This is a genomic window from Nocardia sp. bgisy134, assembly GCF_965341865.1.
GTDB lineage: Bacteria > Actinomycetota > Actinomycetes > Mycobacteriales > Mycobacteriaceae > Nocardia.
Genome location: NZ_CBDQZP010000001.1, coordinates 549,890 through 562,457 on the forward strand (window position 1 = coordinate 549,890; position 12,568 = coordinate 562,457).

General features: G+C 66.5%; 11 protein-coding genes. 6 read left to right on the forward strand and 5 right to left on the reverse strand.

Features of this window, described 5'->3' with window-relative positions; all coding sequences use genetic code 11:
- The first annotated feature begins 116 nt into the window (after window positions 1-116).
- Both ACRWNM_RS02400 and ACRWNM_RS02405 read left to right on the forward strand, forming a co-directional pair.
- Window positions 117-3,407, forward strand: a complete 3,291-nt coding sequence (locus ACRWNM_RS02400; RefSeq protein ID WP_431962956.1) for a protein kinase domain-containing protein — start codon at window positions 117-119, stop codon at window positions 3,405-3,407.
- 184 nt (window positions 3,408-3,591) lie between these two features.
- Window positions 3,592-4,065, forward strand: a complete 474-nt coding sequence (locus tag ACRWNM_RS02405; RefSeq protein WP_431962958.1) for a flavodoxin family protein — start codon at window positions 3,592-3,594, stop codon at window positions 4,063-4,065.
- Window positions 4,066-4,250: 185 nt separating this feature from the next.
- On the opposite strand, the gene ACRWNM_RS02410 is transcribed toward ACRWNM_RS02405, so the two are convergent.
- A complete protein-coding gene (locus ACRWNM_RS02410) occupies window positions 4,251-5,804 on the reverse strand; it encodes an acyl-CoA carboxylase subunit beta (protein ID WP_431962960.1) in 1,554 nt (517 codons plus the stop codon).
- Between the two features lie 293 nt (window positions 5,805-6,097).
- Between ACRWNM_RS02410 and ACRWNM_RS02415 the strand changes: the two genes are divergently transcribed.
- Complete coding sequence (locus ACRWNM_RS02415) at window positions 6,098-6,628, forward strand: flavodoxin family protein (RefSeq protein ID WP_431962962.1); 531 nt, start codon at window positions 6,098-6,100, stop codon at window positions 6,626-6,628.
- Window positions 6,629-6,730: 102 nt separating this feature from the next.
- Here the strand turns inward: ACRWNM_RS02415 and ACRWNM_RS02420 are convergent, their stop codons facing one another.
- Window positions 6,731-7,498 (reverse strand): SDR family oxidoreductase, encoded by a 768-nt coding sequence (locus tag ACRWNM_RS02420; protein WP_431962964.1) that lies wholly within the window; start codon window positions 7,496-7,498, stop codon window positions 6,731-6,733.
- Between the two features lie 68 nt (window positions 7,499-7,566).
- Between ACRWNM_RS02420 and ACRWNM_RS02425 the strand changes: the two genes are divergently transcribed.
- The 3 genes from ACRWNM_RS02425 (at window position 7,567) to ACRWNM_RS02435 (ending at window position 9,941) form a co-directional block, all read left to right on the forward strand.
- Window positions 7,567-7,914 (forward strand): winged helix-turn-helix transcriptional regulator, encoded by a 348-nt coding sequence (locus tag ACRWNM_RS02425; protein WP_431962966.1) that lies wholly within the window; start codon window positions 7,567-7,569, stop codon window positions 7,912-7,914.
- A 335-nt stretch (window positions 7,915-8,249) separates the two neighbouring features.
- Entirely contained in the window at window positions 8,250-9,425 is a 1,176-nt protein-coding gene (locus ACRWNM_RS02430; RefSeq protein ID WP_431962968.1) for a serine hydrolase domain-containing protein, read from the forward strand.
- Between the two features lie 204 nt (window positions 9,426-9,629).
- A complete protein-coding gene (locus ACRWNM_RS02435; protein WP_431962970.1) occupies window positions 9,630-9,941 on the forward strand; it encodes a pyrimidine/purine nucleoside phosphorylase in 312 nt (103 codons plus the stop codon).
- Window positions 9,942-10,000: 59 nt separating this feature from the next.
- Here the strand turns inward: ACRWNM_RS02435 and ACRWNM_RS02440 are convergent, their stop codons facing one another.
- The 3 genes from ACRWNM_RS02440 to ACRWNM_RS02450 form a co-directional block, all read right to left on the reverse strand.
- Entirely contained in the window at window positions 10,001-10,882 is an 882-nt protein-coding gene (locus ACRWNM_RS02440; RefSeq protein ID WP_431962972.1) for an SDR family NAD(P)-dependent oxidoreductase, read from the reverse strand.
- Between the two features lie 110 nt (window positions 10,883-10,992).
- Complete coding sequence (locus tag ACRWNM_RS02445; protein WP_431962974.1) at window positions 10,993-11,583, reverse strand: TetR/AcrR family transcriptional regulator; 591 nt, start codon at window positions 11,581-11,583, stop codon at window positions 10,993-10,995.
- Window positions 11,584-11,657: 74 nt separating this feature from the next.
- Entirely contained in the window at window positions 11,658-12,536 is an 879-nt protein-coding gene (locus ACRWNM_RS02450) for a helix-turn-helix domain-containing protein (RefSeq protein WP_431962976.1), read from the reverse strand.
- Window positions 12,537-12,568 lie beyond the last annotated feature (32 nt).

Sequence of the window (12,568 nt, forward strand, 5' to 3'; positions counted from 1 at the left end):
GGCGGCAACGAGACCCGTGGTCCCTCACCCGGCGATATTCTCGAGGTAGTCATCGAGAGGCGAGCAGGACAATGATGCTGTTGCCATGGCGTGGTTCGGACGTATCGGTGTAGTCGATGACCGACGCCGATCCCTTCGCGACGCAACGTGACGCGTCCGGTTCGGTCGCGGCGGAGCTGGCGGCGGCCGGGTTCGACGACGCCATGGAGATCGGCCGCGGCGGGTTCGGTGCCGTCTACCGGTGCACGCAGGCCGAGCTCGATCGTGTGGTAGCGGTCAAGGTGCTCACCGCCGATCTCGACGAGGACAATCGGGAGCGGTTCTTCCGCGAGCAGCGGGCCGCGGGTCGATTGACCGGGCATCCCAATATCGTGCATGTCCTCCACGCTGATGTGACCGGCAATGGTCGGCCTTTTCTCGTGATGCCGTACTACCCGCGCAGTTCTCTCGAGGCGCGGATCCGCAGCGACGGGCCACTGGAGTTGCAGGAGGTGCTGCGCCTCGGGGTGAAGCTGGCTGGAGCTCTGGAGACGGCGCATCGCTTCGGGGTTCTGCATCGCGATGTGAAGCCCGCGAACATCCTTTTCACCGATTACGACGAGCCAACGCTGGTGGACTTCGGAATCGCCCATTTCGCAGGCGGTTTCGTCACCGGCACCGGCATCGTGACGGGTACGCCGGCTTTCACCGCGCCGGAAGTGGTCGCGGGCCAGTCACCGAGTCCAGCCACGGACGTCTATGGCTTGGGCGCGACGTTGTTCGCCGCGATCACCGGTCATGCCGCTTTCGAACGTCGCAGCGGTGAGCAGGTGGTGGCGCAGTTCGTTCGGATCACCTCCGAGCCGGTCCCGGATCTGCGGGAGCAGGGCATTGCCGCGGATGTCAGCGCCATCGTCGAACGAGCCATGGGCAGCGACCCGCGCAGCCGCCCGTCCGCGGCCGAACTGGGTGAGCAACTTCAGGCATCGCAACGCCACCATGGTTTCCCCGTCGACGAGATGGCCTTGCACACCCCGTCCTCGGCCGAGCATGGGGCCGAGCCAGACGGAAAGGGAACGTCCCCCTCGCGCGGATCGCGCGAGCCTCGACCGCCGGAGTCTTCTTCGGGTTCGGGCCGACCGGGCAGGGTTCCGTTGGAGCTGACCAGTTTCGTCGGCCGGCGCACGGAGTTGACCGAAGCGAAGAACTCGTTGTCGGCCGCGCGGTTGGTGACGTTGACCGGGATGGGTGGGGTGGGCAAGACGCGGCTGGCGGTGCGGGTGGCCACTGACGCGCAGCGTGACTTCGCCGACGGCGTGGTTTTCGTGGAGATCGGCGAGGTGCGTGACGAGTCGCTGCTGGCGAGCATCGTGGCGGCCGCGCTGGGGTTGCAGGACCGGTCGGTGCGGCCCTTGCTCGACGTGCTCGCCGAGTTCCTGGCCGATCGGGAATTGCTTCTCGTGCTGGACAATTGCGAGCAGATGGTGGCCGGGGTGGCCAAGCTCGCCGAGTCGCTGCTTCGTGCGTGCCCGGGGTTGCGGATTCTCGCGACGAGTCGCGAGCCGATCGGCCTCGACGGAGAAGCGGTACTGCCGGTACACCCGCTTGCGGTCCCCGATCCCGATCGGCTACCGAGGAGCCTGTCCCGCAACGACGCGATGCGATTGTTCGCCGAGCGGGCCGCCGCGGCTGTCGCGGGCTTCGAGCTGACCGAGGACAACAAGGTCACCATCGCCCGGATCTGCCGTCAGCTGGACGGCTTGCCGTTGCCGATCGAGTTGGCGACGGCCTGGTTGCGGGCGATGTCACCCGAGCAGATCTTGCAGCGGTTGACCGATCGGTTCGCATTGCTCACGCGTGGTAGGAGAGGCGCCCCGGCGCGGCAACAGACCTTGCGACTGTGTATCGACTGGAGCTACGACCTCTGCACACCGTCCGAGCAACGAGTGTGGTCCCAGCTGTCGGTGTTCGCCGGAAGCTTCGACCTGGAGGCCGCACAGTTCGTCTGCGGGAATGATTCTGCGGCAGAGACCCTTTGGGATACGATCGCCTTCCTCGTCGACAAGTCGATCCTCATCCGGGAGGAGTCGGGTAGCTCGATGCGGTTCCACATGCTCGACACCGTGCGCGACTACGGCCAGGAAAAGGCGCGCCAGTCGGGCGAATATCTCGAGGTTTGCCGCCGCCACCGCGACTGGTATCAACGGCTTGCTTTCGATGCGAACGCCGGCATGACCAGTTCCCGAGCGCTCGAATGGATTTCCCGGTTGAACAGGGAGCAACCGAATCTGCGGCAGGCGCTGGAATTCTGCGTGTCCGACAACCCCGAAGCCGGGATTCGGCTCGCCGTAGCTCTTTCCAGCTCCTGGTTCTTTCAGGGCTTGCTCGGTGAGGGGCGGCGCTGGCTCGAGCGCCTGCTTGCCCGGTGCACCGGAGCAGCCACCGTCGACCAGGCCGCCGCGATCTACGTCGCCTCGCTGATGGCCGCGGTGCAGGGCGACCTTCCCGCGGTGGCGCGTCTGGTGCGTGATGGGCGAGCGCGCGTCGAGCAGGCGCCCGATCCACTGGCTCGCGCACACATCGACTTCGCCGACGGAGTCCTCGCACTGTTCGGTGGGGACCCATCCACCGCGCGCCCATATTTCGAGAAAGCCATCCGGGTGTACGAGGAACGAGCTGAAGTCCCGTTCCGGGTCGATGCTGTGATGTTCCTCGGTCTCACCCACGAGTTTCGCGACGACACCGACAGGGCAGTCGAGTACTACGAGCACGCGATCGCGCTCACCGAAGAGCACGGCGGTACGATTTTCCAGTCCTACGTGCTGTGGTGGCTGGCTTTCGCGCTGTGGCGGCAGGGCCATCCCGAGCGGGCGACTCAGTTGCTCGCGGAGGCACTGCGGCTGAGCCGGATGCTGAAAGATCGTGCGAACGCGGGTATTTGCCTGCAAGCGCTGGCGTGGATCGCCGCCGAAGGACAGGATGCGGAGCGTGCTGTCGTGTTGACCGCGGCCGCCGAGCGGATCGGCCGGTCGGTGGGCACGGTGCCGGTGATGTTTTCGGACCTGAGCGTCCACCAAGAAGAGTACGAGCGCCGGACGCGACAGGCACTGAGCAATCGGAGGTACTCCGCCGCCCAGCGGGAAGGCGCTGCGCTCAGTTTCGACGCCGCGATCGCCTATGCCTTGGGTGAACACACCGCGCAGGCACCGGCCGACGTTACCGGTCGCAAGCTGACGAAACGGGAACGGGAAGTCGCCGAACTGGTCGCCGAAGGGCTCACCAATCGGGAGATCGCCACTCGCCTCGTCATCTCACCGCGAACCGCCCAGGGGCATGTGGAGCACCTGCTGACCAAGCTGGATTTCACCTCGCGGGCACAGATCGCGGCGTGGATCGCGGGATCGCGGGACGAGATTTCGGAACCGTGAGCGCGCTGTTCCGCCGAACGAGAAGACTCAGCCGCCCGCGCTCGAATTCTCAGCGATGCATGGGATCTGCTGGGCTCAGCGCGCCCCGCCGCAACCGCTAGGGTCGAGGCAGGACAGATGGGAGCCGGTGACTCGGTCCAGCGAGCGCCGGACTCGAATGCGGAAAGTGAAGGGGGACATAGTTATGAAGGCCATCATCGTGTGCACCTCGGTGTCGCACGGCAACACCAAGCGGGTCGCCGACGTCATGGGGCAGGCCCTGGAGGCCCGTGTTGTCGAACCCGGCCAGGTCGATGCGGCCGAGCTCGCCACCTATGACCTGGTGGGGTTCGGCTCGGGGATCTTCCTGGGATCGTTCCACGCTGACTTGCGCGAGTTCGTTCAGTCGCTTCCGGTGGGGCGGCGAGGCAAGGCATTCGTGTTCGCCACCAGTGGATTTCCCGAAGCGGGATTCCAGCGCTTCTCCCGCCCCCTCGTGCGGCTTCTCGAGCAGAAGGGCTTCGAGGTGGTCGACACCTTCTCGTGTCGCGCGTTCGACACCTACCTCCCGTTCAAGCTCGTCGGCGGTATCCGGAAGGGACGACCGAACGCGGCCGATCTCGCGGCAGCGCGCACATTCGCCGAAGGGCTGCGCGCCCGCATCGGCGCCACGCTCTGACCCCTGCCGGGGAATTCGGCTGCCCGCCACCGAACTGTGCTGTTCGGCGGCGGGCACCGTGCCCATGCCCGCCAGCGGATGTGCGCTGCGCTGGGCCCGAAACCTGTTGAACGCGAACGGCGGACGTCATGGCCGCACGATGGATCATCCTGTCACTGACCGGGCGGATCAGTGGTTCGGGAAGATCACATCGGGTACACCGGGTGCTTGCGCGGGTTGAACTCCGGCTTGACCGGCGGCTTGTCGCGCAACAAGCGCAGCGCGCTCCGGATCTCCAGACGGGTGCGCGCCGGCTCGATGACCGCGTCGATGTAGCCGCGTTCGGCGGCGATCCACGGGGTGGCGATCGTCTCGTTGTACTGGTTGACCATGAACTCGCGCGCCGCTGCCCGGTGCTCCTCCGGCACCGCCGCCAATTGCCGCCTGCCGATGAGGTCGACCGCGCTGTCGGCGCCGATCACCGCGATCCGGGCCGTCGGCCAGGCGAAACTGATATCGGCACCCACCTGCCGGGCCGCCATCATGCCGTAGGCGCCACCGTAGGATTTGCGCACGACCAGGTTGATGATCGGGACCGTCGCCTCGATGATCGCCCGCGGGACCCGGCCGCCGCGGATGATCACACCATTGGCTTCCTGCTCGAGCCCCGGCAGCACGCCCGGGGTGTCGGCGACGAACACCAGCGGGATATTGAACGCGTCGCAGAGCCGGATGAAGTAGGTCGACTTGTCCGAGCAGGCGGCGTCGATGGAACCACCCAACACCAACGGCTGATTGGCGATCACACCGACCGGATAACCGTCGACCCTGGCGAACCCGGTGATCAGATTCGGCGCGAAGGCTTCGCGGACCTCGTGGAATTCACCGTCGTCGAAGATCCGCAGCAGGATCTCGTGCATGTCGTAACCGGAGCGATCGGAATCCGGGATGATCTTGTCGAGCTCCCGATCGGAAGCGGTGATCTCCGGCTCCAGGCCGGGGTTGACGATCGGCGGTTGCTCGAGGCAGCTCGTCGGCATGTAGCTCAGGTAGTTGCGGGCCCAGTCGTAGGCTTCCTGCTCGGTGTCGGCCACGTGATGCAGGGTGCCGCGTTCGGCCTGCACCTTGGCGCCACCGAGTTCCTCGGCGGTGATGTCCTCACCGTTGACGGCTTTGATCACCTCCGGCCCGGTGACGAACATGTAGGAATCCTTGGTCCCGATGAGCACGTCGGTGTTGATCGGCCCGTACACCGAACCCGCGGCGCACTTGCCGAGAATGATCGACACCTGCGGCACATACCCGGACAGTTTCTCCAGCACCCGGGAAATATCACCGAACGAAGCGATCGAACCCACCGCGTCCTGGATGCGCGCACCGCCAGAATCATTGATCGTCACCACCGGGCACGCGGTGTCGAACGCGAGTTGCAGCGCCCGCATGAACTTGCGGGCGGACGTGATACCGACCGACCCGCCGTACACGGTCTGGTCGTGGGCAATCACCACCACCGGACGGCCCCCGATCAGCCCGCGACCGGTGACCAGCCCGTCACCGTAGAGAGCATCCGGTTGGCCGGGCTGACGAGCCAACGCACCGGTCTCGATGAACGTCCCGCGGTCGAGCAGCATGTCCACACGCTGGCGAACGCTCGGAATGCCCTTCTTCTCCCGCTTGGCGACACCGGCCTCACCTGCCGGTTCTTCAGCGATCGTCAGGATCTTGGCCAGTTCGTCGATCTTCGCCTGGGTACCTGCCACGCTCGCTGCCACCTTCCAAACCAACTGTTGTGCCGTCGCGACGTTAAGCGGTATCGACACGAATTGCGTCATTGAACCGGAGATACGGGATAAATCACAGTCGAGGCCGGACGTACATCACATCCCACCCAACAAGTTCGAACGTGGTCAGCGGTATGCCTGTCGCTGACCACCTCGAGAGAGTCGCCTGAGCGACGGCAGGATGCCACCCTCAGGCCCCACCGCTCTCAGTGCAGGAGGCCGACTGAGCACGTCACCACAACGGCTACGCTGGCCGGGCGGAGCAGTCGCTCGTGACCCCGATCCGACTGCACCGCACCGAAATCGGGAAAGCGAAGGGGGACATCGCAATGAAGGCCGTCATCGTCTGCACCTCGGTGTCGCACGGCAACACCAAGAAGGTCGCCGACGTCATCGGGCAGGTTTTGGAGGCCCGTGTCATCGAACCCGGTCAGGTCGAGGCGGCCGAGCTTTCCACCTATGACCTTGTGGGATTCGGCTCGGGGATCTTCCTGGGGTCCTTCCACGCAGAGCTGCGTGAGCTCATCCTGTCGCTGCCGGAGGGCCAACCGCGCAAATCGTTCGTGTTCGCTACGAGTGGGTTTCCCGAGGCGCGGTTCCAGCGCTTCTCCCGGCCCCTCGTGCGGATGCTGGAGCAGAAGGGCTTCGAGGTGGTCGATGCCTTCTCGTGCCGGGCATTCGACACGTACGCGCCGTTCAAGCTCGTCGGCGGTATCCGGAAGGGGCGGCCGAACGCCGCGGATCTGGAGGCGGCGCGCACGTTCGCCGAAGGACTGCGGACTCGCATCGGCGCCACATCCTGACGAACATCGCGTTCGAAAAATTTCGCCTCGAGGGGAGGTGGTGAGCCGGTTGGACAGGCCCACCTCCTCGACCACTGAGCGCCAACCAGCTCGTCGAAGCCGCTAGTCGATCGACGTCCCCGCGAGGTAGTCGTCGCCGCCGATGTAGACGGTGTGGCCGGATTCGGTTGGGGCCGTAGTGGCGTCGGCGATGGCGGTGGCGAATTCCTCGATGGTGGGGAGGGGGCCGTGGTCGCGGCGGGTGGTGACGGCGCCGGGGTTCCGGCGTTCGAGGAGGCGGACGATGATGGTGCCGTCGATCATGTCGCCGGAGACGATGGTGAGGGTGATGCCGCGGGTGGCGAGTTCGGGGATGAGGGCGCGGAGGGCGTCCTCGCCCGCGCGTTTGCTGGCGGCGATGGGTTCGTAGTCGGCGGGGACGGGTTTGCGGCCGTGGAAGTGGGCCTGGTGGCTTGTGACGAAGACGATGCGCGCCCCGGATGGCATGAGGGGCAACGCGAGGCGGGTCAGGCGTAGCTGCGCATCGCGGTTGATGGACATGGCGTAGTCGGGGGCGGCGTCGCGTTCGAGCCCACCGGATGCGTTGAGTACCAAGACATCCAGGCGGCCGAAGCGGTCGGCGAGGTCGGCGATCAGTGCGCTGGCCGCGGTTTCGTCGGAGACGTCCGCGCCCGCGATCGATGCGCTGCCGCCCGCGGTAGTGATCTCGTCGGCGATGGTCTCGGCGCGGCGGCGCTTCTCGCGGTAGTTGACGACCACGTGGTCGCCGCGGGCCGCGAGGATGCGGGCCGTGTCGGCGCCGATACCGCGGGAGGCGCCGGTGATGAGGGCGATTCGCCGGTCGGAGGAGATGTCCTGTTCGTGCACCACGTTCCTTTCCTCGGCGGACCGCCGCCCGCGCCACTGCTTCTAAAACAGAATCACTATCGTGGTTCGAAATGAGAAGCGCAAGCGGTGCGAAGCCGTCGCGGGGCGAGGCCGACCCCGCGAACGAACCGATGCTGGCCGCCATGGAACTGCTCGGCCAGCGGTGGATGCTGCGCATCGTGTGGGAGCTGGAGCCCGGCACGCTGGGCTTTCTCGAACTGCGGCGCCGGATGGGGCAGTGCTCGTCGAGCATGCTGTCGGTGCGATTGCAGCACCTTCAGGCGGCGGGGCTGATCGTCAAGAAGCCTGATAAGTCGTACGAATTGACCACGGCCGGAAGGGAACTCGGCCAGGCACTGCGTCCGGTGTGGGAGTGGTCGCAGCGATGGGCGACGTCGTTTCCTGTGGTGGTCGACTGAGCGGGCGGGTGGTGTAGCGCCGCCGATCGCTCGTGGATCAGCTGACCGCCTCGGCGTAGATCGGGATTCCCGGGGGAGACCGCTCGGCCACGGCAGGCTCTCGTCCATGCCACCCATTCCCGGCTGGCTGCTGACGGCGCGTCGACTCCCGATGGCTCCGCGGAGACGGGCAGCTCGACTGAAGGTGCCTCGCCGGGCACCGGCGATTCAGTGGGCTCGGCTGATGCGGTCAGTTCGGCGGCGTCTTCGCAGCGGAAGCGCAAGACGGCGCTCGAACGCGAACCGCATTGCTAAATCGGTATTCTCGTCGAAGCGACATACGTCGAGGGGGGACAATGCGAATACTGAGATGTGCCGCAGCCATCGTTGCTGTCGTTGCGCTGACCGGCTCGGTCGCCACGAGCGCCGCTGCCGTGCCCGGTGCCGATCGCAGCACGGTGCATCAGGCGATGCGGGAGCTCGTCGCGGCCGGTGCGACGGGTGTGCAGATTCGAATCCACGACGAAGCGGGCGACTGGACAGGCAGTGCGGGCGTCGCGGAAAGGGATCGGACCGAGGGTGTTCCGACGGACGGACGGTTTCGGGTCGGCAGCATCACGAAAACGTTCGTCGCGACAGTTGTGCTGCAGTTGGTCGCCGAGGGCAGGCTACAGCTCGATGATCCGGTGCATCGGCATCTGCCCGAGTTCGGGCTGGATCCGCGCATCACCGTGCGGATGATCCTGCAGCACACCAGCGGCCTGCGCACCCATACGACGGAGCCGAAGCCGGACGGGACATTCGAGCCGGGGCTGATCGACGATGTCGAACGCACCTATCTCCCCGCGGACATGGTGCGGTTCGTCGCGGCCAAACCGTTGAAATTCGAGCCGGGTACGAACTGGGCGTATTCGAACACGAACTACCTGCTGGCCGGACTGCTGATCGAGAGACTCACCGGAACCCCCTATGCGTGGCAGGTGTACCTGCGAATTGTCGCGCCGCTCGGTATGTGGCGTACCGAGTTGCCCGGAGCCGGTAGGGAGATTCTCGGACCTCACGCCCACGGGTACATGGATTTCCCGGACGACGATGCGACGCTCGTGGACGTGACTCGACTGAATCCATCCTTTGTCGGCGCTTCCGGCGAAATCATCTCCACCACACAGGATCTCGATGTCTTCCTGGCCGCTCTGCAAGGAGGTCGACTCCTTCCGCCCGCCCTGGCCGCCGCGATGCGCGACTTTCGCCCGGTGGAGTCCATCGCGAGTTACGGCCTCGGGCTCTCGCAGTTCGCGTTCCGTCCCGACTGCGTCGCTCAGGGGCACAATGGCCGCATGCCCGGCTATACCTCCCAGATGTACGGCACCGCCGACGGCCGGGCGCGCGTGACGATATCGGTCACCGAAGGAGCCCTGGACCCGCTGAGCGGCGCCTTTCATGCGTCCGTGGCGCGGCTGCTGTTCACGGCGCTGTGCGGTCCCGTCGGCTCCGGAATGCCGACGGCCGGTACATGGTGGCCTATCGGGTGACGATCCGCACCCCTGTGATCGGGCTCGGCCAGGTCGCGACCGACGCCGAGGCTCGGACCGAGCTGGGGCGATCGCAGGCTCGGCCGACGTCGTTGGCGGACCTGACCTTTGTGCGGCAGCGGCTCGTGTTCTCCCAGGTAGGCGCGGGAGCCGCCGCGCCACTGCAGTAGGCTGACGACTCCACTTCAGCACGGGAAAGAGACCATGTCGCAGTTCGAGAATGTCAGCGTCACCAAGAAGGCCAACGTCTACTTCGACGGCAAGTGCGTCAGCCACAGCATCGAGCTGGCCGACGGCACCGCCAAGTCGGTCGGCGTCATCCTGCCCTCGACCCTGACGTTCAACACCGGCGCGCCGGAGATCATGGAGCTCATCGAGGGCGAGTGCAAGGTCACCCTCGCCGGTGCGACCGAGGCCGTGACGTACAAGGGCGGCGAGTCGTTCGATGTGCCCGGCGACAGCTCGTTCCAGATCGAGGTGCTCGACACGGTGCACTACGTCTGCCACTTCGGCTGAGTTTCGGACTTCGCTCCGAGGAGGGAGCGGAAACATCCGATCGGTGGACTGCGCAGGACTCACTGACTTTCGGTGAGGGGCGCCAGCCGCCGGCTGAGCTCGAGGACGTTCTCGACCGTCCTGGTATCGGTGCTTCCGCGGAAGGCTGGGACGGGGTGGGCCTTGGGGCCGATGAGCAGGCCGGTCTGCCCGTCCAGGGAGGAGTCGGTCGCGGCGAAGATCGACGGCCGGGCGGCTACCGACGCGGGGCCTGCGGTGGCGTGTTCGAAGGTTCGACGAACCAACGGCCACATCAGGCGCAGTCCCGGAGAGACGATCTTCGGTGATCGCATGGTGCCGTCGGTCATGTCCGTTGCGGCGCCGCCGGGGTCGGCCGCGAATACCGAGACACCTGAGTCACGTAGGCGCTCGGCCAAGTCCAGTGCATAGGCAAGGTTGGCGAGCTTGGCTCGGCCATACCAGTGGAAGCCGTAATAGCCGCCCGGGGGTTCGATGGCGTCGAAGGTGCGCTTGGCCACCCGGATCGCACCGGAGCTGACGTTCACGATCCTGCTCGGCGCGCCGGCTCGGAGCTGATCGAGCAGCAGTTCGGTCAGGAGGTAGGGCGATAGGTGGTTGACGGCGAACGTCGCCTCGATGTCGTCGACGGTCTGCTGCCGGTCTGCGAACATCGCGCCGACATTGTTGACCAGAACCTTCAGCGGTCCCTCGGCCGCCAGCTGTGTGGCGAGCGCGCGCACGTTGCCGAGCGATGCGAGATCGGTTGCCACAAAACGTGGCTCGGCTTCGGTGGCGGCCGCCGCGATCCGCTCGACCGCGCGGGCGCCGCGCTCGACGTTGCGGCCGACCACGGTGACGGCGAAGCCGCGCGCCGCTAGACCTATCGCCGTCTCGAGACCGATTCCGCCGGTCCCCGCCGTTACTACTGCTCGTTGTTCCACAGGCCTGCCCTCGCTACGCTTCCATCGAATCGGATAGCTATCCGGTTCCTTCGGCAACTTAGCAGAACGGATAGATATCCGCTTATTGGAGTTCGGGATGAGACGGTCGGTCAGCGCGCGGGCCGCAGGCCCTCGAGGAGGACGTCGAGGTAGGTCTGGGTGCGCGTCGAGTCGCTGTCGCCGGAGCGCAGGGCATGCTCGATGCCGCACAGCAGGCGGCGCACATCGTCCGGCTCGATGTCGCGTCGGATGGCGCCGGTCACGCGCGCACGGTCGAGCAGAGTCGCGACGGCGCTGTCGAGTTCGGCCTTCATAGCTGAGGTCCGTGTCTCGGCGTCATTCGCTGACTCGAGCACAGCCGCGAACCCTGCGTCGTCCAAGGCGCGTTCGAGGGCAAACCGCAGTAAGCGGTGCAGACCCACCAGTGCATCCTCGTCGGCGGCGGCAGCCTGCGCCTCGCCGACGAGCTCTTGGAAGCGCTCCGCCAACAGCGCCTCCCGCAACGCATGGCGGTTGGGAAAGTGCCGGTACACGGTTCCCACGCCCACTCCGGCGAGCCGGGCGATGACGTTCAGTTGGAGCGAGTCGTCACCGGCGGCCAGTTGCTCGCTGGCGACCTGTAACACCCGGGCACGATTTCGCGCGGCGTCGGCCCGCAGCACTGGTTCCTGCTCAGCTTTCGGTGTCACGGCGCCCAGCATAGTGGGGCGAGTTCCTCAGCCGGTCCAGGATTCCTGCCGCGCAACGCGGCAGATGAGGACATTTCGCTTGCGGATCAAGGAGCGTGGGTTGTCCGATTCGTGGTGTCGAGGCTCGTATCGGTGAGGTCCTGGGTACCGATGACGGCGAGCAGTCGCAATTGTTCGACCGCGGGGCTCCCCGGCGGGGCCGTGAAGAATTGGAGCCGTTGACGCCCGTCCTCGCTGAACAGGTTCTGGCAGTTGACATCCAGCACGCCGAGCGTGGGGTGGTCGATGCGTTTGCGGTCGCCGCGCCGGACGGCCACGTCGCCGGTATCCCAGAGTTCGGCGAACTCGGCGCTGGCCCGGCGCAGGCGCGCGACCATATCTCTGGAGCGCGCGTCGTGGTCGCGGCGGACGACAGCGGCACGCAGGTCGGACACCATCACCTTGGCATGGTGCGGATGGTCGGCCTCCGGATACACGGTTCGGCTGGCCGGGTCGGTGAACCAGCGGTAGACGAAGCTCGTCGCGTGACCTTCGGCCGGGACCGGTGGGCCGAGCAGCGCCACGGCCAGCCGGTTCTGCACCACGGTTTCGTGCAGGTCGGTGATGATCTGCGCGGGGGTGGCGTGCAGCTCGTCGAGCAGTGCCAGCAGGGCTGGTTGGACGTGTGCGGTGGTCCCGCTCTCCGTGGCGGGCTCGCGTCCGGCGAGCCGGAACAGGTGGTCGCGTTCGTCGGAGTCCAGCCGCAGGGCGCGGGCAAGGGCGGCGAGCATCTGGGGCGATGGTTGCGCGCCACGGGCGCGTTCGAGTTCGATGTAGTAGTCCACGGACGCGCCCGCCAGCTGCGCGACCTCGTCGCGCCGCAGGCCGGGGACGCGGCGGCGCGAACCCGTGGGCAGACCGACCTCGGTGGGCGTGATCCGCGCGCGGCGCGATTGCAGGAAGGCTCCGAGTTCAGGCAGGTCCACCTGGCCATTCTTATCGGGCACGGCCAACGGAA

Excerpts from the sequence above, each read along its gene's own strand:
- ACRWNM_RS02435 (WP_431962970.1), top strand. The coding sequence starts at position 9,630 with ATGTCGCAGTTCGAGAATGTCAGCGTCACCAAGAAGGCCAACGTCTAC.
- ACRWNM_RS02405 (WP_431962958.1), top strand. The coding sequence starts at position 3,592 with ATGAAGGCCATCATCGTGTGCACCTCGGTGTCGCACGGCAACACCAAG.
- ACRWNM_RS02425 (WP_431962966.1), top strand. The coding sequence starts at position 7,567 with ATGAGAAGCGCAAGCGGTGCGAAGCCGTCGCGGGGCGAGGCCGACCCC.
- ACRWNM_RS02445 (WP_431962974.1), bottom strand. The coding sequence starts at position 11,583 with ATGCTGGGCGCCGTGACACCGAAAGCTGAGCAGGAACCAGTGCTGCGG.
- ACRWNM_RS02430 (WP_431962968.1), top strand. The coding sequence starts at position 8,250 with ATGCGAATACTGAGATGTGCCGCAGCCATCGTTGCTGTCGTTGCGCTG.
- ACRWNM_RS02400 (WP_431962956.1), top strand. The coding sequence starts at position 117 with ATGACCGACGCCGATCCCTTCGCGACGCAACGTGACGCGTCCGGTTCG.